The sequence below is a fragment of the Streptomyces sp. C36 genome (assembly GCF_040932295.1).
Taxonomy (GTDB): Bacteria; Actinomycetota; Actinomycetes; order Streptomycetales; family Streptomycetaceae; genus Streptomyces; species Streptomyces triculaminicus.
On the sequence record NZ_JBFQGI010000001.1, the window covers coordinates 1,152,648 to 1,172,908 of the forward strand.

At 72.0% G+C, this 20,261-nt stretch carries 19 protein-coding genes; 3 read left to right on the plus strand and 16 right to left on the minus strand.

Annotation, left to right across the window (positions count from 1 at the left end):
• Positions 1–74: 74 nt before the first annotated feature.
• From AB4K12_RS05050 to AB4K12_RS05075, 6 genes are all read right to left on the minus strand, one after another.
• Positions 75–2,033: a putative baseplate assembly protein gene (locus tag AB4K12_RS05050; RefSeq protein WP_368433025.1), complete on the minus strand. Its 1,959-nt coding sequence runs from the start codon at positions 2,031–2,033 to the stop codon at positions 75–77.
• Positions 2,033–2,488 (minus strand): GPW/gp25 family protein, encoded by a 456-nt coding sequence (locus tag AB4K12_RS05055; RefSeq protein ID WP_368433026.1) that lies wholly within the window; start codon positions 2,486–2,488, stop codon positions 2,033–2,035. The genes AB4K12_RS05050 and AB4K12_RS05055 overlap by 1 nt, the downstream gene beginning before the upstream one ends.
• 67 nt (positions 2,489–2,555) lie before the next feature.
• Complete coding sequence (locus AB4K12_RS05060; RefSeq protein ID WP_368433027.1) at positions 2,556–4,484, minus strand: VgrG-related protein; 1,929 nt, start codon at positions 4,482–4,484, stop codon at positions 2,556–2,558.
• Entirely contained in the window at positions 4,484–5,206 is a 723-nt protein-coding gene (locus tag AB4K12_RS05065; protein ID WP_368433028.1) for a LysM peptidoglycan-binding domain-containing protein, read from the minus strand. Before AB4K12_RS05065 ends, AB4K12_RS05060 begins: the two co-directional genes overlap by 1 nt.
• Before the next feature lie 32 nt (positions 5,207–5,238).
• The gene (locus tag AB4K12_RS05070; protein ID WP_368433029.1) at positions 5,239–5,661 is read right to left on the minus strand and encodes a phage tail protein; all 423 of its coding nucleotides are present in this window, start codon (positions 5,659–5,661) and stop codon (positions 5,239–5,241) included.
• A gap of 94 nt (positions 5,662–5,755) precedes the next feature.
• Positions 5,756–6,199 (minus strand): extensin, encoded by a 444-nt coding sequence (locus AB4K12_RS05075; RefSeq protein WP_368433030.1) that lies wholly within the window; start codon positions 6,197–6,199, stop codon positions 5,756–5,758.
• Positions 6,200–8,675: 2,476 nt separating this feature from the next.
• On the opposite strand from AB4K12_RS05075, the gene AB4K12_RS05080 reads away from it, so the two are divergent.
• Positions 8,676–9,155 (plus strand): hypothetical protein, encoded by a 480-nt coding sequence (locus AB4K12_RS05080; RefSeq protein ID WP_368433031.1) that lies wholly within the window; start codon positions 8,676–8,678, stop codon positions 9,153–9,155.
• A gap of 68 nt (positions 9,156–9,223) precedes the next feature.
• Here AB4K12_RS05080 and AB4K12_RS05085 read toward each other — a convergent pair whose 3' ends face one another.
• The 4 genes from AB4K12_RS05085 to AB4K12_RS05100 form a co-directional block, all read right to left on the minus strand.
• Positions 9,224–9,382, minus strand: coding sequence for a DUF6760 family protein (locus tag AB4K12_RS05085; protein WP_368433032.1), 159 nt, complete (start codon positions 9,380–9,382; stop codon positions 9,224–9,226).
• Positions 9,379–9,885 carry a hypothetical protein gene (locus AB4K12_RS05090; protein ID WP_368433033.1) on the minus strand — a complete coding sequence of 169 codons (507 nt, stop codon included), beginning with the start codon at positions 9,883–9,885 and terminating at the stop codon, positions 9,379–9,381. Before AB4K12_RS05090 ends, AB4K12_RS05085 begins: the two co-directional genes overlap by 4 nt.
• Positions 9,885–10,328, minus strand: a complete 444-nt coding sequence (locus AB4K12_RS05095) for a phage tail protein (RefSeq protein ID WP_368433034.1) — start codon at positions 10,326–10,328, stop codon at positions 9,885–9,887. Before AB4K12_RS05095 ends, AB4K12_RS05090 begins: the two co-directional genes overlap by 1 nt.
• A 65-nt stretch (positions 10,329–10,393) precedes the next feature.
• Positions 10,394–11,995 (minus strand): phage tail sheath subtilisin-like domain-containing protein, encoded by a 1,602-nt coding sequence (locus AB4K12_RS05100; protein ID WP_368433035.1) that lies wholly within the window; start codon positions 11,993–11,995, stop codon positions 10,394–10,396.
• A gap of 310 nt (positions 11,996–12,305) precedes the next feature.
• Here AB4K12_RS05100 and AB4K12_RS05105 point away from each other — a divergent pair, with 310 nt between their 5' ends.
• Complete coding sequence (locus AB4K12_RS05105) at positions 12,306–13,697, plus strand: hydrolase (protein WP_368433036.1); 1,392 nt, start codon at positions 12,306–12,308, stop codon at positions 13,695–13,697.
• Between the two features lie 16 nt (positions 13,698–13,713).
• Here the strand turns inward: AB4K12_RS05105 and AB4K12_RS05110 are convergent, their stop codons facing one another.
• The 6 genes from AB4K12_RS05110 to AB4K12_RS05135 all read right to left on the minus strand — a co-directional run bounded on the left by AB4K12_RS05110 (position 13,714) and on the right by AB4K12_RS05135 (position 19,580).
• On the minus strand, positions 13,714–15,771 hold the full coding sequence (locus AB4K12_RS05110; RefSeq protein WP_368433037.1) for an ATP-binding protein: 2,058 nt from the start codon (positions 15,769–15,771) through the stop codon (positions 13,714–13,716).
• Positions 15,768–16,445: a DUF4255 domain-containing protein gene (locus tag AB4K12_RS05115; protein WP_368433038.1), complete on the minus strand. Its 678-nt coding sequence runs from the start codon at positions 16,443–16,445 to the stop codon at positions 15,768–15,770. The genes AB4K12_RS05110 and AB4K12_RS05115 overlap by 4 nt, the downstream gene beginning before the upstream one ends.
• Before the next feature lie 166 nt (positions 16,446–16,611).
• Positions 16,612–17,268 (minus strand): response regulator transcription factor, encoded by a 657-nt coding sequence (locus tag AB4K12_RS05120; RefSeq protein WP_368433039.1) that lies wholly within the window; start codon positions 17,266–17,268, stop codon positions 16,612–16,614.
• A 178-nt stretch (positions 17,269–17,446) separates the two neighbouring features.
• Complete coding sequence (locus tag AB4K12_RS05125; RefSeq protein WP_368433040.1) at positions 17,447–18,367, minus strand: hypothetical protein; 921 nt, start codon at positions 18,365–18,367, stop codon at positions 17,447–17,449.
• Between the two features lie 246 nt (positions 18,368–18,613).
• Positions 18,614–18,943 (minus strand): branched-chain amino acid transporter permease, encoded by a 330-nt coding sequence (locus AB4K12_RS05130; RefSeq protein ID WP_368433041.1) that lies wholly within the window; start codon positions 18,941–18,943, stop codon positions 18,614–18,616.
• On the minus strand, positions 18,936–19,580 hold the full coding sequence (locus AB4K12_RS05135; protein ID WP_368433157.1) for an AzlC family ABC transporter permease: 645 nt from the start codon (positions 19,578–19,580) through the stop codon (positions 18,936–18,938). Before AB4K12_RS05135 ends, AB4K12_RS05130 begins: the two co-directional genes overlap by 8 nt.
• Positions 19,581–19,747: 167 nt before the next feature.
• On the opposite strand from AB4K12_RS05135, the gene AB4K12_RS05140 reads away from it, so the two are divergent.
• Positions 19,748–20,206: an Lrp/AsnC family transcriptional regulator gene (locus AB4K12_RS05140; RefSeq protein WP_368433042.1), complete on the plus strand. Its 459-nt coding sequence runs from the start codon at positions 19,748–19,750 to the stop codon at positions 20,204–20,206.
• Positions 20,207–20,261: the final 55 nt, after the last annotated feature.

Consider the following 20,261-nt stretch of genomic DNA (forward strand, 5'->3'; position numbering starts at 1 on the left):
CCCCGATGGGGGCGGAGGTGCCCAGGCCGTCGATGGAGCCTCTCACGGGCGGCCTCCTGGGCACATCGATCGCGTCACGCCGCGTCCCCGATCACCCGAACGCGGTGGTCGAAGGAGAAGACCAGGGCCGGTGGTTCGAGATCGATGCGGTCGGTCGGGTCACCGCGCCGGCCGGTCAGCGGATCGGCGGGGTGCAGCACGACCTCGTCGACCAGCTCCACGCCGGGGACGCGTTGCAGGACGGCGAAGACCTCGCCGGCCTGGACCGGGCGGCCGAAGGCCCAGCCACGGCCCTCCGCGCCGCCCGTGAGCGGGTCCAGGTGACGGTAGAGGGCGTCGTGGGCCCGGCGGCGCACCCGGTCGGTGTCGGTGCCGCGGAAGGCGTGGACGGTGGCGACCACCGTGACTCCCTGGTAATAGGGCGGACCGACCGCGAGTCTGGTGCCGATCAGGCGGCGTTCGTCCAGATGGCGGGTGATGCGTTCCAACAGGCGGTCGCCAGGGACGAGTTGCTCGAACCGCAGACGGCCGCCGGGGTCCGGGACGGCCTGCGGCACGACCAGCACCCGTACCGCGTAGGCCCCGTGTTCATCCGGGTCGCCTTCCAGACAGGTGATGCGGGCGGTCTCGGGTGCGGCCCGGCGGGCGAGTTCCTCGTAGTCGCGCAAGGTGACGGCGCGCTCCTGGGCGCGCAGGGTGATCGGTGCCCGGACCTTGGCCTCCTCGACGGTCTCCCCGTCGACTCCGCCGCGTGCGGCCTCGCGGTTGACGACTTCGGAGACGTAGGGGATGGAGGTGCGCAGGACCCGTACGGCGCCCCGGGTGACGTTGCCGGTCCGGCCGCCGCCGGTGCGGTAGCGGCGGGCGCGGACGACCGCGCCCTTGGGGGCGACCATGCCGTACTGGCGCAGGGTGCCGTCGGCTTCACGGACGGCGGGGCCGAAGGCGATGTCACCGGTCGTGGCGTCGAGGGTGATGTGGCGGTCGTCCGGCCGGGACGCGGCGAAGTGCGGGACGACCCTCCAGTCCTGCCATCCGTCGTGTTCGGCGGTCTGGAGCAGCAGGGGCGGGTCGTCGCCGACGACGGGCGCGTGGGCGAGCCGCCGTCGCTGCGCGGGCAGTCCGCTGGATTCGCCGAGCGCCTCGTCGTACACGGTGGCGGCGTGGACGACGCGGGTGGTGCCGCCGATGGTGCAGGCCCCGGCGGACCGTACGGTCGGTGACGTGGTGTAGAAGGGCTGGCCGGGCAGGGGCTCGGTGACCCGGCAGCGCAGCCAGCCGGCTTCGTGGCCGCCGTTGCGGGACAGGACGTGGCCGCCGGGTACGTGCAGGACGACGTCGCCGGGGCGGTTGAGGCCGCCGGTGCCGTCGCGGTCGATGTCGCAGGGCTGCCAGCCGTCCTCGGTCCACGCCTCCCACACCAGGGGCGGCTGCCTCGGGTCGACGCCGACACCGTCCACCCGGCTGTCGAGTTCCAGGGCGACGGCGCAGTGCGGGACGGCTGCCGTCAGACCGATCAGCGTGCAGTCGCCGGGGTCGGGGGCTTCGGCGAAGCACCGTACGTCGGTGCCTTCGGCCAGCGCGGCGGTGCGGTCGCTGACGGGCTCGTCCCGGTGCTGCACCATCAGACGGCTCAGCGCGCAGGGGACGACGGCCAGTTCGCGCTCGGTGGCGAAGACCACCGCCTCCTCCTGCTCGGTGCGCAGTGTGGCCACCTCGGTGCCGACCGGCACCGGTACGACCTCCTCCTGGGGCGCGGACAGCCAGAAGGTGACGTCCGTACGGGCCGCCGACGGCGGGAAGAGGGTGACGCCCGCGAGGTCCAGGAACGCCAGGTGGTTCTTCTCGGGTACCCGGTTGAGGCGGTAGACGATCTGGTCGGCCATGTGGGCGACGGTCTCGACGAGGGTGATGCCCGGGTCGGAGACGTTGTGGTCGGTCCACTCCGGCGCGCGCTGCTGGATGTAACGCTTGGCGTCGTCGACGAACTGCTGGAAGCGGCGGTCGTCGAGGTGGGGCGAAGGCAGGGACATCAGCGGTCGCTTTCGGGGGAGTTGCCGGATCCGTCGTCGAAGAGGCCGTCGCCGGGGCCGTCCTCGTGGGAGGGGATGACGTAGAAGGGGAAGACGAGGCTGCGCGGGTTGTTGGTGCCGCGGATCCGGTAGCGGATGTCGATGTACAGGACGCTGCGGTCGGTACCGGTGGTCACCTGGACGTCGGTGACCTCGATGCGCGGCTCCCAGCGGTCCAGGGACGCGTACACCTCGTGCTGGATGCGGCCCGCGGTCTGCTCGTTGACCGGGGCGAACACCAGGTCGTGGATGGCGCAGCCGAATTCGGGCCGCATGGGCCGCTCTCCAGGCGTGGTCGCCAGAACCAGCCGGATCGCCTCCTCGATCTCCCGATCCCCGCTGACCAGCGCGATACCGCCGGTCGGCCCGATGCGCAGCGGGAAGGACCACCCGGAGCCGACGAACTGTTCGGCCATCAGAACCACACCCGCCTTTCACGGACACAGAAACAGAAAGAAGCGGACACAGGGCAGAAGGCGGAGCTCATACCGCGAAGGGCACGGGTGGTGTGGCGACCGCGAACGTGGGGGACAGGATGGTGGTGTTCGGGCCCTTGATCGTGGTCATGGCCGAGGTGATCTGCACGGTGCCTCCCGCGGTGAGGTTCGCGACGCCGCCGGCGGTCATGTTCAGGGCTCCCCCCGTGGTGAGCCCGATCTGTCCCAGGGCCTTGAGGTTGATCAGGCCGACGCTGTCCATGGTGAGCGGGCCGCCGCTCGTGACGCTGAGCGGGCCGCCGCTCTTCAGACTCAGCCGGCGCCGGGCACTGAGCGTGAGGTCGGCGCCGGCCTCCACGGACACCGACCTGCTGCCCTTGATGGTGACCGACCCCTTGCTGTCCACGACGATCTCGGTGTTCGTCCGGTCCAGGTTGATGGTCAGCTGTTTGTCGCCGGACGTCAGCCGGACGCCCTGCTTGCGACCGCCGGTCTTCTGGCTGAGCAGGTCCATGCGGTTGCCGTCCCGGTCGGAGACCGTGTGCCGGCTCGCCCTCTTCCGTACGGTGTCGTGCAGCGGCACGTCACCGACGACAGTCGGCTTGTCCTTGCCGTTGTAGAGACCGCCGATCACGAACGGATGGTCGAGGGCACCCCGGTCGAACCCGACCAGCACCTCGTCGTTGACGTCCATCGGGAACACCCCGCCGCCGCCGAGGCCGCCCATCTGCACCGTCCGCGTCCAGTCGCTGACGTACTTGTCGTCCAGCCACGGGAACCGCAGCCTCACGCGGCCCTGCTTGAGCGGGTCGTTCACGTCGGTGACCAGGGCGTTGGCCACGCTCGGCAGTGTGGGGCCGGTGCCCGTGCCGCCCCCGCCGGAGGTCAGCCCGAACAGCGAACGCCACTGCCGGCCGCTGACGGTCACCCACGACTCGTAGTGCTTCCCGTCGCCGAAGACGTGCCGTACGGAGGTCGCCGTGTACTTGCCCTCGAAGGGCGCGCCGGTGTCCGAGAGCGTCACCGGCACCCCCGGCCGCAGTCGCGTGTTGCCGAGCACCACGACCTCCACCTCGGCGAAGGCCGCGGTCACGTCCTCGGAGAGGGCGTCGGAAGCGAACCTCACGTCGGCCGACTTGCCGTACGGGGTCGAGGTCTCGACCAGCTTGCCCGGCTTGAAGCTGCCCGCGGCCCCGCCGGGCGTGTCGCCGATGGCGAAGCCCGGGTTGTCCGTGGCGGGCGACACGGAGCTGAGCGCCTTCTTCTGGGAGACGTCCCAGCCACGCGTCTCCACCTTGCCGACCTGATCGGCGGCGGTGACGGCGGCCCGCAGTCGCAGAATGTCGATCCCGGCCTTCAGATCGAGCGGGTCCTCTCCGTCCGGGCTCGTCGAGGGCGCCCCCGAGGCGGGCTCCGGCCTGACGAAGCAGAACCTGCCCTTCGCGTCGACCGACATGACGGTCTCGTTCTCGTCGGCCAGTCGCGCCAGGAAGTCCCAGTCGCTGACGTTGGACTGACTGATGAAGTCGTACACCGTTCTCGTCGGCCGGATCGTGCCGATCGGCACACCGTCCCGCGCGGCCAGCTTCGTGGCGATGTCGGAGGCGGACTGGTTCCTGTACGCCGCCACCCGGCGCTGGCGCATGAGCCGGTGCCCGGCGTCGTAGCCACGGATGACGGTGAACGTGCCGGTGCCGTCGTAATCGGCCTCGAAACCGGTGATCTCACCGGTCAGCAATGTGTCGCCGGCGCCCTGGCCGTCGGTGACGGTCGCGATGGTGACCGGGGTGCCGAACGTGGCGCCCAGCCGGCTGATCATGACCCGGTCGGGATCCCGGAAGGTGAGCTGGAAGGCGGCCGGGACCCCGGCACCCTGGTCGACCCAGCCGTCGACGAGGGCGAGGGCGGCGTCGTCGGGCAGTCTGTCGCCGCCGATGGACACCTGGAGTACGGCGGACGTGGCAGGACCCGGCATCAGCGACGCACCTCCTCGGCGGCGGGCAGGACGAGTTCGATGCCCGTGGGCAGCCGGGACGGATCGTCGATGCCGTTGGCCTCGGCGATCGCCCGCCATGAGGTCGCGTCCCCGTACTCCCGCCAGGCGAGGGACTGGAGCGAGTCACCGGCGACGACCCGGTGCACCCGCCGCGCGGTGAGCGCACCCGACGTCGGGTTCTGCCTCCGGGACTTGCGGGGGATCTCCTGCAGGCGCATCTGGCAGGTGGCACGGATGGGGACGCCGGTGGTCCCGAACAGCGTGTAGGACACGTCGATGGAGCTGACGTACGCGATGAACCGGGCCGTGGAGAAGGACCCCCACTGGAAGACCACCCAGGGAGGAGAGGGCTGTTTGGCCGCCACGCTCTTGGCGGTCACGTCGCAGCAGCGCAAGAGCGCCGCCACCTTCTTCAGCACCACGTCGCTGGTGGGACGGTCGGAGGAGTCGAGGAAGACCTCCAGGGACATCGCGCGCGGCTCCGATCCCATGAACTCCGGCCGCGGGCCGCCCCGTGCGGCGACGGTCGGCGTCACCTTCCACTGAGCGGCACGGCTGAGGGACAGCTGCGCCGGGTTGAAGTCGAAGTCGAACGTCTTGATGAGCGCGCCCGGGCGGGTGCCGGTGCCGAGTGGCGGCTCGTGGATGGCGAGGGAGGCCCGGACCAGGCTCTTGCCCGCGCCGTTGCTGCTCTTGGGCATGGGGTCGTCTCTTCGTTCCTCGGTCAGGGGCTTCAGTCGGTGAACCCGTGGTGGGCGATCTCCAGGACCTCGGTGGCGACGGCCGGACTGGCCGGATCGAGGGTGGGGCCCTGCCAGCTGACGGGCAGCACGTCGATCAGACCCCAGCGCGCGACCTCCGAGCCGTCCGCACGCAGCGCCGTGATCTGGGCGGTGGGCCGCTCGATGCCCGTCTGAACGGATGAGATCCACTTGGCGACCTTCGTGGTGTCCGGAGTGAGGGGCCGGGTCAGCCGGATGGTCGAGAAGGTGACGCGGGTCGGCAGCCGCCAGACGAAGCCGTTGTTGCCGCCCTCCTGCCGCTGCTCCGTCTCCACCTGCGACGACAGCCCGTCGCACCCGTTGAAGTAGCCGAGGCTCTCGCCGTCGATGGAGAGGGTGAACCAGAGGGAGGATCCCGGGTCCTGGCGGGACATCGCGGAGGGCCTTTCTGTCAGGTCTGTCGGAGGTACGGTGCCGGTCGGCCGGTGGTCGGCCGGCCGACCGGCGAGGCGGGGGGCCGTCGGCCGGTCACTGGCGGGGGTCGCGGAGCCTGCCGATCCGCTCGCGGTCCAGCCGCAGTTCGGTGCGGATCAGCCGGGTGACGCGGCCGATGATCCGGTGCACCAGTTCGTCGAGCTGGAAGTCGCTGAGGGCGCGCGGATCGAATCCGCCGACGGGGGGTCCCGTGTAGGCGGGCGGGGGCTGTTTCCCCAGCGGCTGTTCCTGCGCGGTCGATTCGTACGAAGGAGGCGGTTCGTACGAAGGAAGGTGCTCACTCGCGGCAGCCGACCGGAGCGGAGGACGGATCTGCGGCAGCGCGTCCGCCACCGTGGCGGCGGCCAGGGCGGCGAGCGCTCCGGTGGCCGAGTTCTGCGCACGCTGTTCGGTGACGGGGCCTGACGCCGGGGTGCCGCCGGCACTGGGGGCGTGCGGGAGCGGGGGCGGCCCCGGAGGAGTCGCGCGAGAGGCCACGGGAAGGGGGCGAGGAGTGGAGGGGGAGCGGTGAGGAGTGGGGTGATGCAGCGGTACGCCCTTGGGGAGCGCGGTGTGACGCCGGACGTCGGCGGGGGGAGGGGCAGGGGCCACCGGGGACCGTGGAGCGGCCTGGAACCCCACGGCCGGAGGCGTGGGGAGTGGGGCCCGAGCGGGCGTGGCCGCCACGCGGGTCGGGGGCCCGGCGGGAAGCGTGGCGTTCGTACGGGCCGAGGGCCTGGTCAGGGGGGTGGCGTCCGCGGGCGCGCCGGTGATCGGCGCACCCAGTGGGGTACGGCGCGGTGCGGTGGCTGCCGGGGCACTCCGGCCTCCGGGCGTTGTCAGCGGGGAGCGGGAAGCAGGGCCGGCCCCGGGCCCGGGGGCCGGCGAGGTGGCGCCCGACCGGGGGCGGTGGCGGTGCGGAACGACGGGCTGTGCGTCGCCCGGGAGGGTCGGAGCGGCGGGTGGGCCTGTGGGCGTGGTGGGGCGGGGCGAGAAGTCCTGGGACACCGAGGCCCGAGGCACGGCGGTCGGCGGCGCGGGCGTCGCCGAGACGGGGGTGCCGAGGCCGGTTCGGATGACTCCAGGGGTGACGCCGCGCTGAACCGGCCGGTGGGACGGGGGAGAAGCCGGGGACCCGTCCAAGGGCGGGTTCGGCCTGGTACGGGACGTGGCGGACGGCGCCGGGGAAACGGGGTGCGTGCTCCCGGAGGGAGACGGAGCCGTGGCCGGACGGGCTGGAAGGCGGCCCGGGGCCGGGTCCGGCGTGTCGGACCCGGTCGCCGAAGGTGCAGTGGGTACGGCGTGGCCGTCGGCGAGCGCGAGCGACCGCGGCCTTTGAAGTGATCGCCGAGCAGGAGCAGCCGGCTTGACCGGGCCCGAGGCGGGCACGGCTGCCGCCGTGGTGTTCTCCGCCGCCCCGCCGGCCGGGACCGGGCGAGCGGCCGGCGCCTGTCCCGAGGGCATGACGGACCCGGGCGCGGCGTCCTGCGTACGGGGGAGTGCGCGCGACGGAACGGCCGAGGTGCCGGCGCCGCGCGGGGCGGGTGCCGGACCGCTGCCCGCACCCTGCGCCGGTCCTGCCGACGGACCGGCTGCCGGGCCACCATCCGCCGCGGCGACAGGGCCGGCCACCTGGGCCTGCCGCGCCCCCGGCCGGCCGGAGACGGCGGTCGGCTGCCGGCCGGCGGCCTCGGTCCCGCTGGAAGCGCCCGCCACGCTCGGGCCGACCGCTCCGCGCCGGGTGGCAGGAGCCCGGTGCGGGGTCAGGACCGGACTCGGCGATGCGTGGGCGGGGCCGTCATGACCGGGCGCCGGTGTCGGTGCCGGTGCCGGTGCCGTGTTCCCGGATCCGGAGGTGCGTGCGGTGGCGGACGCCGCCTCGCCGGGCGCGCTGCCGGTGGCGTACGTGACGACGTCCCTCTGGACGACGTCCTTCTGTTGGGCCGTGGCCCGCTGTACGCCGGCCGGACCGGTGGCCGCCGGGCCGTGACGGTCGTGCGCATCGTCGGCCCGGGGAAGGGGGCCGGTCGTCTCGTCGCTCCTTTCGGGTGCTGCGCCTGCGGAAGCGGCGTCGGCGAGAGAGGCCGTCGCTCCGTCACGCGGGCCGGGTGCCGTACCGGTGCCGGGCACTGCCGGTGCCCGATCGCGGGGGACGGCCACCGGCTGCACCACGGTCTCGGCGCCTGTCCGTCCAGGCGCTGTCCGCCCGCGGGATGTCGAAGCGCCGCCGGGCGCGGGCGGACCGGCACTCTCGTTCTTCGGCGACGGAGCGGGGTGGCTGAGGGGGTCGCGTGGGGCAGCCGCGTCGGTTTCCCCTCGGCCGTCCGCGGCCGGTGCGGCCGTCCCGGACTCGTCGGGAACACCGTCCGGTTCCCGCGTGGTCCTCGTGGTACGCGCTCGCGTCACCGGGGATTCCGCGGCCGCCACTGTGTCCCTCGCGGGCGCGAGCTCCTGCCGTACCGCAGGCAGAGTTCGCTGTTGCACGACCTCCGGTCCGGTCGGTGCCTTGGTGAGGAGCGGCCGGAGCCGGGTGGGCGGGGCGGGCGGGGCGGGCGTCACACGGACACCGCGCTCCGGGGTCAGGGCAGGCACATGGGCGTCCTGGGACGCCGGAGCCGGGGAAGCGGCGAGCGGAGCCGCCGGCGTCGAGGATTCGGCAGGACGCGTCCGCTCGGCCGGGGCAACCGGCGAGTGCTCCCGCGTCGTCGGCGTCTCCCGGGCGGCCGGCCCGTTCGCTGCCGTCCCCGTAACCCTCTGAGCGCCGGCGGTGGTCGAGGGGCGTGAAGCCGTCCGAACCGGCCGGGGCGTGGCAGCAGGTGTGGTCCGACGAGCACTGACAGCGGCCTGAGACGGAGTTCGCAATGCCGCAACCGCAGACCTGGCGGCACCAACAGCCCCGCTAGCCTCGCCAGGGGAAGCCGACGCCGCCACCGCGCTCCGCGGCATCGGCTGCGCGCCCACCTCCGCAGCTCCCGTGGGCAGTGCCCCCGCCCCTCCGGCCGAATCCGTCGCCGTCGCCGCCGCCGTCGTCGCCGCTGGCGGCACGGCCCGCAGCGGTGCCACAGGTACCGGCTGCCCCGTCAGCTCCGCTGACCCCGGCGTCCAGGGCAGCGTGTGCCACGGCCGTTCCAGCCCGGTCACCGGCCGGGCCGTGTCGGTCATCGCCCCCGAAAGCAGGCTGCTGGGAGCGGTGTCGAGGACTCCGAGGGGGGACGGTACCTCCATGAACGAAGGGTTCTGCCACGTCGGCAGACGCTTACCGAACCCGGCGTCCGCGACCTCGGCCCGGCCGCCGGCCACGGACCGCTCGATGGGCGGCAGCGTTCGCCAGGCCGTGCCGGACGCCGTACCGCCGAGCACGGCACCGCTCGCCGGCGGTTCCCCGGCGGTGCCGACGCCGCTGCCGGTCTCGGTTCCGCTGCCGCCCCGGCTGTCCGTGCCTTCAGGAGTGTGACGCGCCTCCGCCTCTCCACCGTGGTGACGACCGCCCCGGCCCCGTAGCCGGTCCAGGAAACCCATGGCTCAGTCCTCCGCCCCGGCGCGCGGCACGAAGGACGCGATCCGGTCCGTGTACCCGCGGCGGTCGTGGTGTTCCAGGTCCAGGATCGTCTCCAGATCCCAGTGGAAGTGGTAGGCGACGTACGCGATCTCCTCGTGCAGTCGGTCGGTCGCGTACGTCACGATTCCCCCAGGCGGCTCCCGCCGAGTTCCACCTCGAACGGCTCCGAGCAGTGCGGGCAGTCCACTGCGGCGCGAGTGTGGCCCTCGGCGTTGATCTGGCGGTAGAAGTCCTGCAGGAACGCGAGATCGGAGGCGAACATGTTCTCCACGATCCCGTCGTGCACCATCGGCAGCGTGCCCAGGCGCGTGACGACCCGGCCGAGCAGCACCACCGACAGGTACGCGGGGTTCTCCTGGACCCGGACGTCGCGCAGCGGGACCAGTTCGTCCCGCGCCGTCGACAGGCGCATCACGCCGTCCCGGTGCACGGTGCCCGCCTCGTCGACGTATCCGCGCGGCAGTTGGAAGGGGAACTCGGTGCGCAGGCTCCGGCGTGCCGCGTCGGCCGGAGCGGCGGCGGGGGACGGGGAAGGGGACTCCGTTTCCGCCGCCGCGGTCCGAGGGGCCGGTGGCACCGCCGTGGCTGTGCCCGTACCCGGCACACCGGTGGCCGTGCGCCGCATCACTCGATGACCAGTTCTTCGAAGACAATGGTGACGGTCTCGGTGAGCACGGCGGCCTCACCGGCCTTCAGGGTGCTGGCGTCGATCTTGCTGCACCAGGCGTTGCGCAGGTTGTACCGCTTCACCGGATTGTCCTCGTAGTCCATCATGATGATGGAGGCGTTCTTGCGGGCCGTGCTCATCCGGCCGTTGATCGAGTCGTTGATCCACTGCGTGAACGAGGACGACTGCGTCATGCCGCGCACCACGGTGCACTGCCCGTTCTTCTGCACGCCCGGCAGAATGTTGATGTCGATCTTGCCCTGTGCGGTGTTCTGCGGGCTGACGATGACGTCCTGTTCGATGGTGAGGCCGCTGACCTCCGAGAGGTACTCGACCATCACGCCGTCGATCTGCAGGCCGAAGTTGTGTGAGGTGAGGGAGTCACCCTGCATGAGAGCCATGGGTTCGCTGTCCTTCTGGGCTTCTTGACGGTCGGGTGCGAGGGCTGAGGGCGTGGGCGGGCGGCCTACTCCTCCAACTCACCGCTGCCGCTGGAGAACTGCGACAACCGGAAGATCACGAACTCCGCCGGCTTGACCGGGGCGACACCGATCTCGCACACGACCCGGCCCAGGTCGACCGACTCCGGCGGGTTGGTCTCCTCGTCGCACTTGACGTAGTAGGCCTCCTGGGGCCGCTGGCCGAAAAGTGCGCCGCCGCGCCACTCGTTGACCAGGAACGCCGAGATGTTGCGCCGGATGCGGGCCCACAGCGCGTGGTCGTTCGGCTCGAACACCACCCACTGGGTGCCGATCAGGATCGACTCCTCCAGGTAGTTGAAGTACCGGCGGATGTTCAGGTAGCGCCACTCGGGATCGGACGAGAGGGTGCGCGCTCCCCAGACGCGGACGCCCCGGCCGGGGAAGGCACGGATGCAGTTGACGCCGACGGGGTTGAGCAGGTCCTGTTCCCCGCGGGTGATCTGGAGTTCCAGGTCGACGGCGCCACGTACGACCTCGTTGGCGGGGGCCTTGTGCACACCGCGCTCGGAGTCGTTGCGGGCCCAGATGCCGGCGACATGGCCGCTGGGCGGGACCATCCGGGCCTGGCCCGTCGCGGGGTCGAAGGACTTCAGCCAGGGGTAGTAGAGAGCCGCGTACTTGGAGTCGTAGCCCGCGGTCTCCTGGCGCCACACCCGTACCTGCTGGGCGTTGAGGCCGGGCGGCGGGTCGATGACCGCCACCCGGTCGCCCATCAGCTCGCAGTGGGCGATGAGCCCGAGCTGTACGGCCTTGACGGCCTCCAGGTCGATCGCCCCCCGCTGGTAGGCGGCCATGAGGTCGGGCACGGCCACCATGGACACCTGGTCGACGGCCTCCAGGCCGCCGAAGCCGGTGCGGTCCGCGGAGTCGCCGAGGTACTGGGCCGGGCCGGGGTTCGAGGTCGTGTCCCGCTCCGCGGGCGCCGGCGCCCGCGTGGGGGCCGGGGCGGGCGGCACGGCCAGGGTGACGGTCTGGTTCTCCGGGCGGGTGAGCTGGGCCGCCGACGCGGCCTCCGTCACGGTGATGAGCCTGGAGTGCTCCTTGACCTGGGTGACGACGTAGGACCGGTTGCTCTTCTTGGCGCTCACGTCGAACGTCTCGACCGGCTTGTCGCCGTCCTTGACGATCAGCTTGAAACGTTCGGCGGGGCCTTCCCCCTCGGGGTCGGCGACCTCCACGGTCAAGGGGCCGTTCGCACCCCGGGCGGTGGCCGCCACGGAGAACGCGCCGAGCTGTTTCGGCTCGGCGGCGGGCAGCTTCGCCGCAGGGGCCGGGCCGGTCACCTCGGCGGGGGCCTCGCCGTCCCCGGAAGCACCGCCGGCATGGCCGCCGACCCGCACCACGTACGCGGCGGAGCCACCGTTGTTGAAGAATCCGTAGACGGAGTGGGCGAGGTAGTACCCGTCGGTGAAGTCACCGAAGGAGGCGACGTACTGGGTCCAATTGGTCACCAGCGTGGGCTCGTTCAGGGGCCCGGCCGGCGCGAGCCCGACAAAGGCCGCCACGGACGTGCCCACCCCCTCGATCGGACGCGAACCGCTGGCCACCTCCTCGACGTAGACGCCGGGCGACAGATAGGACGGCATGCTCTGCTCTCCTCGGGGTACGAAACGGGACGTGCCCACCCTCGCGCAGGCACCTCGCCGCCGAAACGTCCCCGGGTGCCGGGCCCCGGGCAAGGCCGCTGCCCCCAAGGGCGTGACGACATGCCTTCGCGGCCGGCCGGCGGTGGCCCATGGCCGCGGACGCCGAAGCCGTTCGGGCCGGCGGGGCCGACACCGCCGGCGACCGGGGTGCCGCGCCGCGGACCGAGGGCACACGTCATCGCCCGTCCGGGCAACCGGGTCTGCCCGGAGGGCTCCTGACGCTGTCCGCCGCCTCTCCTAGCGTCGTGGCGTGAGCCCTTGGACCTCTTTGGAACCCCTCTCCGCGACCGTCGACCCCGGCAGCAGCACCACGGTGCGGCTGCGGGTGCGCAACACCGGGGACATCGTCGACGAGTACCGCTTCGAACCGGTCGGTGATCTCGCCCCCTGGACCACCGTGGAGCCGCGGGCACTGCGGCTCTATCCGGGTACGACCGGCACGGTGGAGCTGACGTTCGCGCCGCCGCGTACGCCGGACGCGACCGCCGGCCCCCATCCGTACGCGGTACGGGTCACGCCGACGGAACATCCGGACGCCGTCACCGTCCCCGAGGGCAACCTCACCGTCACCCCCTTCACCGAGGTACGCGCCGAGCTGGTGCCGCCGACCGTGAAGGGGCGGTTCCGGGGACGGCCACGACTGGCCGTGGACAACCTCGGCAACACCAAGGTGACCGGTTCGCTCAGTGGCAAGGACACCGGCGAACGGCTGTCGTACGACCTCCAGCCGGGCAACATCCAGATCGAGCCGGGCCGGGCCGCCTTCGTGAAGGCGACGCTGCGCCCCCGGCAGATCACCTGGTTCGGCTCCAAGCAGGAGCAGCCGTACGCGCTGGCCCTGCGACGCTCAGGCAGCGAGCCGGTGGAGGTGAACGGCACCTTCGTGCAGCGCGGCATCCTGCCGGGCTGGCTGGCCACCACCTTCGGTCTGCTTCTCGCGCTGACGATCGCGTTCGTGACGATCTGGCTGGCGTATCAGCCGCAAGTGCAGAGCGTGGCCAGGGAGAGGCCCGAGAAGGCCGGCGAGCTCACGCCGGTCAGTCCGACCCCACCGATCAGCAGCCCACCCCCCAAGTCCGACGAGAAGTCGGACGAATCGCCCGGGAATCCCGACTCGGGCGGACAGGAGAAGCCGAAGGACGGAGGCGGGGACGAGCCCAAGAAGGAGACCGAGGAGCAGACCGCGGCCACCGCGGTGCGCAAGCTCGCCGCCCGCAGCGCGGGCCGCCACATCTGCTACCGCGCGTACGTCGCGGGCGGCGGCTGGCAGGACCCGGTGTGCGACGGAGCCGAGGCCGGCACGGTGGGCAAGGGCACGCCCGTCAAAGCCCTCAACATCGCGGTGTCCGGCACCAGGGGGGTCACCGGCGCCAGTGCCTATGTCGTCGAGGGCTGGCGGAAGGGCGACGAGTGGTCGTCGGCGGCCGACCAGGAGGACATGGTCATCGGCAGCACCAATGAGGCGGACTCCCCCATGCAGGGATTCACCATCAAGGTCTTCGACGGCTCCGTGTGTCAGTCCGCCTATGTCAAGGAGAAGAACTGGATGGGCCAGGTGTGCACCGACCCCGGCCAGTGGAAGTACGGCGGAAGCCCGATGGAGCTGAAACTGCAGCTGGAGGCGGTCCGGTTCACCGTGTGACCACGCCGGCCGCGTGTCACCAGCTCGTGTCGCCCGGGACCAGTCGGCCCGCCTTGCGGTACTCGCGGCGGGCGCCTTCCCACAGGTCGCCCTCGGTGACCGGCTCGTCCCGGCCGGCCGCGAGGTAGGCGGCGGTGACCACCGCCCCGCGGATGGCACCGCCGGCCAGCTCGAAGTCCCGGGCGAGGTCGTCGACGTCGATGTCCTCGGCGCGGGGCACGTGCGACAGGCCGTGCCGCCACAGCGCGCGACGCTGTCCGGCGTCCGGGAAGGCGAAGTCGACCACCAGGTCGAGGCGGCGGGTGAACGCGTCGTCGATGTTGGCCCGCAGGTTGGTGGTCAGCAGGGCGATGCCGTCGAAGGACTCCAGGCGCTGCAGCAGGTAGGCGCTCTCCATGTTGGCGTACCGGTCGTGGGAGTTCTTGACCTCCGAGCGTTTGCCGAAGACGGCGTCGGCCTCGTCGAAGAGGAGCACGGCGTCCGTACGGTCGGCCTCCGTGAAGATCCGCTCGAGGTTCTTCTCGGTCTCACCGACGTATTTGTCCACGATCGAGGACAGCTGGACCACGTACAGGTCGACACCGAGATCGGCGGCGATCACCTCCGCGGACAGCGTCTTGCCGGTGCCGGACTCGCCCGCGAAGAGCCCCAGGACGCCGCGTCCGCGACCGCCGCCGGCGCTCAGCCGCCAGTCGCCGAGCACCCGGTCGCGGTGGCGGGCGCGCAGGGTGAGCTCCCGCAGCTGGGCGAGGGGACCGTCGGGCAGGACCAGGTCACGCCAGTCCACCGCCGGCCGGATCCGGCGCGCATGCCGTTCCAGGCCCGAGGCCGACTGCTGCCGGGCGGCGAGCCGTACGTGAGCGGCGGTGAGCGCGGTCCCGTCGAAGGCGGCGAGCTCCGCCGCGGCCCGGGCGGCGCGGGCGATGCGTTCACCGCCGAGATGGTACGGGGCCACCGTGCCGGCCAGGTCGAAGCCGTCGGCCGCCGGCCCCAGCGCGGCGCGCCAGGAGGCCGTACCTCCGGTCGGCCGCCGGGGCGCCTGGAGCACCAGCGGGTCGTGCGCGGACCACTGCGGATCGTACGGACGGGAGTCGGTCAGCAGCACGGTCACGTCGGCGGCCGCGGTCAACTCGGCCACCATCGGGCCAGGTCGCTCGGGCAGGCCGCACACCACGACCGCCCGGCCGGTCAGGCGTGCTTCCCTCAGCAGCTCCGGTACGTGGTCCACGGGCCCGGTGTAGCGCAGCGCGTCGACGTCCGCCTCGCGCAGGGCGGACGCGAGGGTGGCCAACGCGTCGCCCTCACGGTGTTCGCGCAGGTAGGCGTTGAACGGTCCGTCGCCGAGACGGGCGGCCAGCCGTCGGACGAAGCCCGCCTCGTGCTCCGTGCCGGGCAGCGGGTCCGGCATCGGGCGCAGCCGGCCGAGGAGCGCGGCATCCGGGGCATCATCCCCCAGCAAGTGGGCGGTGAGCCGGTCGGGAACGGACAACGAGCGGGTCAGCAGCGGGCGGTCGGCCTCCTCGACGGCCAGCAGCCCGAAGGCGCGCAGCGGAGCCGAGAGGTGGAACCGGGCGCGGGCCTCCGGAAGGTGTGGGGGCGTCCCGCACAGGTCCAGGGCGAGACCCACGGTGGCTCGGCGGCGGCTCACGTCGTCGTTGAGGTAGCCGTAGAGCGGCTCGAAGGTGCGATCGAGGTCGGGGGCGAGGGCGATGAGGAGAACGGCCGTGTCCAGCTCGGTCAGCCGCAGCCGGGCGGCCGTCCGGGCCAGGCGGTCGTCGGCGTCCTGCGGCCACTCCGTCGGAGTGCCCGGCCGTACGTCCGTCTCCCGCGCCGCGTCCGGCACCGCGCACGGCCAGGTGTGCAGCAGACGGCCCACGGCCTCCTCGGACATGTACAGGCCGCGCAACGGGTCGTTCGCGGTGGGGTCGTCGGCGGAGCGGTGCTCCACCAGCGCGGTCACGGCATGCCGCAGTCCGGTCAGCCGTCCGAGGAGCGAGTGCGCCGGACCGGCCGCACCGGCGTCCCCGGGGCCGGCGGTGGCGGGAAGCAGGTCGTCCAGGGGCGCGGCGTTCATGTCCGCTCCGTGCGGCGGGCCGCCGTCCGCTCGTGTGCGGCGCGGGCCGCCGCGACCTGACGGGGTCGGTGGGCGCGCTCCTCCGACCGGGGCGGGCCGCCGTCCACACCGCGTACCCGGACCGCCGCGCCTTCCGTGACCGGGGGCGCCGCGTCGTAATCGGGGAACGCCGGGAACGGCACGGTCATCGCGACGTCCAGGGAAGGTTTGAGTTCACCGCCCAGCGCGGACCAGATCTCGGCGAGGGAGCGGGCCTCCGACCGGCTGCCGCCCACCGTCACCGGCACCGCCAGTCCGAGGCGTCCGAGAGGCTCCGGAAGGTCCTGCGCCGAGAGCAGTTCGTGCGGCAGCAGCGTGGCCAGCACCGCGGACAGCAACCGGTGTTCGTCCTGCGGCGTCTTCGTCCAGGCCGTCACCAGGTAGGAGAGCCGGAACCAACGTGGCGGGCGACGGCGGCGTACGGCGATGTCCCGGTCGTCGCGCAGTTCCGTGCGTCCGCGCTGCCGCCGGGACACGTCCTCCCGGACGTCGTACAAGTAGGCGTTGACCACGGGCGCGTTGCGCCGGGCCGCCCAGTCACGGGTGGGCACCTCGAAGGACACCTCGATGCCGGACCCGGCCAGCGCCCCGCCGCCGATGAGGCCCTTGAGGACCTCGTCCACCTCATGAATCACTCACGCGCTCCCACCTGTCGGCCGCCGCCCCTGCCGGCTCCCGGCGGCGGCTCTTCGCGGCCCCGCCGCCGATCGTGGTCCCCGCGCCGCCCGGAGTGCAGGCGCGTCAGGGACGGCGGCGAGGCAGCGCTCGTGCCTCAAGGGGCCGCCCCCGCCGCCCGTCCGGTCAGATGTAGCCCTCACGGAGCGCGTACGCCACCACGTGCGAGCGGTTGCGCAGATGAAGGCGCGTGGTGAGTCCGTGCATGACGTTCTTGACGGTGCGTTCGGAGTACGACAGCTTGGCGGCGATCTCCGAGGTGTCGAGTCCCTCGGCCACCAGCCGCACGACATCCACCTCGCGTGACGTCAGACCCAGGAAGGACCCCGGATGGTCGGCGCCGCCCCGGTGCAGGCGTCCCACCTGGCTGATGAGCCGGCCCAGCAGATCCGCGGGCAGATCGCCGCCGCCTTCGGCCGCGGTCAGCACCGCCTGCACCAGCCGGTGTGCGGTGGCTTCGCGGCGCCAGACGATGGCTCCCGCGCCGGACTCGATGACGTCCAGCAGTTCGTTCTCCCGGATGCTCCCCACGACGAGCACCACCCGCGCTCCCTCGCTGCGCACGATCCGGCGCAGCCGGGCGAGCACGGCCTCGTCGAGTACGTCCTCGACGAGCACGGCAACGGCTGCGGAACCGTCACTTTCGCAGAGGTCGACCTCCGGCCGGCGGCGCAGCAGACCGAGAACCCCCTCGCGGCTGATCGGATCGGGTGCTGTGACCGCCACCCGCACCCGGCGTGCGGTCGGTACGGAAGACGTGGCGGCCGGATACGAGCTGAACAAACCGTTCCCCTCTTCTGTCCACCGGCACGTCCCGGGCGGGAGCCGTCGGCCGGCGCGACGTGACTGCGGTACCGACCATGCCGTGGGGGAGGGGAACGTCGCATCGGCGAGAACTACGTAGCAGGGCCCCTACGTACTATCGAGGCCGCGCCTTTCAGCCGTGCACGCCAAGTACTTCTCAGTTGGGCAGTTCGACGTTCCACGTACGGTTGCCCGCCGGCCTCGCCGTGATCTGCGCGGTCGCTTCCGGGTTCTGGGGGTCGAACACGGATTCCACTCGATGGACCATTTCGTCACTGGTCCAGAACGGTTCCTTCTTGGTGAACTGCCCGCCCAGCTTGCGGCGGACCTTCCAGCGGAACTTGACCTCGTAGAAGGAGAGCCAGTAGCCGTTCGTCATTCTCATATTGCCTGAGAATCCGGGGCTGTCGTCGAAGGTGATGCGATTGTCGTCCTTGATGACCATTCCGTCCTCGGTGTTGTAGGGCGGATGGAAGGGGCCGTCCACGACCCACGGGCGTTTGGTCTTCTTGGGACGGTAGTTCACCGCGTCCGGTGGGATGTAAGAGTACGTATCGGTGACCTCCTGCCAGAAGTCGTACGCGTCCTCCGCCGGCGTCGTCATCCCGTTCGCCCGCTGGAGCGTCGCCTCCTGTTCGAAGCCGATCGCGTGGTTCCCGGCGAGGGACTGCTCTGTGGGGCCGGCATAGTTGGAGGTGAACCGGAGGGTGGGGTTGCCGATCTCCTCGGGCTCCTCCGCCTTCTCCTTGCCCTTCGCCGACGTCCCGGCCCTTCCACTGCGCGTGGTCCTGGTCACCTGCTGCGGCGGGCTCTCGCCCCGCTCTATGCCGGCCTCGCCCTGGGACCGCTTCGAGCGCGTCCCCGGCGCGGCCCAGGGAATCTTCGGCTCCGCTCCCCGGTTCTGGCCGACCACCCGGCTCACCGCCGCGTTGCCCGCGGTGCTCCGGAGGTTGATCGCCTGGGCCGGTGTCATCGGGCCGTGTTCCGGGGCGAAACGGTGCTCGGGCGTGCTGTTCCCGGGCGGCCGGATCAGGTGTCCGGCGGCCTCGGCTTGCTCCCGTTCCTCGCGCACACGCACAGCGGGCGTTCCTCTCGTAGCGGCGGCGTACCGCTCACCCGGCGGCCCAGCGGCTCACCGGAACACGGTCCACACGACGGTAGGCGGCCGACGATCGGCGCTTCAAGAGCATCCGTGCACGCGGCGGGGCAGCGGGACCAGTCGTCGAGGGCAACCGTGCCGGCCGGCGGCGCCACGCGCGCCTCGCCCAAGGCGGCGGTCCCGACTGCGTACCCTGCGGGGCGGCTCGCTCGCCGCCGGAACGGCTCAGTGGGCGAAGAAGGTGCTGGCCAGGGCCACGCTGACGATGGTGCCGCCGAGGATGCTCAGCAGGGCGTTGCGGCGCCAAAGGTGCAGCCCGATGGTGACGGCCAGGGCTGCCAGGGGTGCGGCGGCGCGTGGTCCGGGCAGCGGAAGGTCGCGCAGGCAGTAGACGAACAGGATCACCATGACACCGGCCGGCATGCGGGCGCCGAGGTACTTGACGGTCGCGCTGGCGCGCAAGGGGGCCAGGACCGTGAAGGGCAGGGCGCGCAGGGCCCAGGTGATGGCGGCCGAGACGGCGATGGCCGTGAGCAGATAGCGGGTGTCAGGCATGGGCCCGCCTCCTGCGGGTGACGAGGTGTCGGGTCAGGAGCGCGGCGGTGAAGAGGGCGAAGGCTGCCGGCAGCAGCTGGCCGGGGAGGATCAGGCGGGCGGCCAGCGCGCTGAGCAGCGCGAGGACGGGGGTGGGCAGGTCGCCGCGCCGTTCCCTGACGGCGTCGAGGGCCAGCACGGTGAACAGAGCGGTCAGGGCGAAGTCCAGGCCGGTGACACTGTCGGGTATCACCGAGCCGAGCAGGGCGCCGACGGTGGCGCCGCCGACCCAGTACAGCTGCATGTATATCTGCAACCACACAATGCGCGCGCCGGACCAGGACCGGGCCTGTGGGCCGGTGGTCAGGGCGTATGCCTCGTCGATCAGGGCGAAGGTGCTGTAAGCCCTGGCCAGGCGCCCGTGGACGCGGCCGAGCGGGAAGGACAGCGCGTAGAACACGTGCCGGACGTTGACCAGGAAGGCGGTCAGCGCGACCGTCACCAGGGGCGCGGCCACGACCACAAGGCCGACGAGGAGGAATTCGAACGAGCCTGCGTAGATGACGGCGGTGGACAGGCTCGCGCACCACCAAGGCAGGTCGGCGTGGGTGATGAGCACGCCGAGGGCGAGTCCGAGCGGCAGCAGGCCCAGCCCCACGGAGGCGGAATCCTTCAGGGCCGCCGTCGCCTCGGACAGCTGTCGGGGTGGGGGAGCGGGGGCATGACGAGAGGGATCGCTGACAGCGACCGGAAACGCGGGCATGTTGAAACTTTAGGCGGATTTCCACCACATATGGTTGCTAAGAATTCCCTTATTCTGGCCCCATGAGCAATGAACTGGGCCTTGATGCGGTCGATCGAGAAATTTTGTTTCATCTGCGTCAGGACGGGCGGCTGACCAACGTGGAACTGGCCAAGCGGGTCGGTCTGACTCCGCCGCCGTGCCTACGGCGTCTCAAGCGGCTGGAGGAGGTCGGAGCCATCACCGGATACCGCGCGATCATCAACCCGGAAGCCGTCGGCCGCGGCCTGGAAGTCATGATCGATATCGAGGTCTATGCCAACGACCTCAAGACCATCGAAACGCTGGAGGAGACGCTGGCCTCCTATGAGGAGGTCATAGAGTTCCGCCGGATGTTCGGCCGCCCCGACTACTTCCTCCGCGTCGCCGTCGCCGACCACGCCGCCTACAGCGCCTTCCTCACCGGCAAGCTCACCGGCCTCCCCGGCATCCTGCGCGTCGAGTCCCACCTGACCATGAAGAAGATCAAGACAGACGACTGACGACCGACCGCCACCGCGAGGCCGGACACTGCCTCGGCGTCGCCCTGGGCAGAGC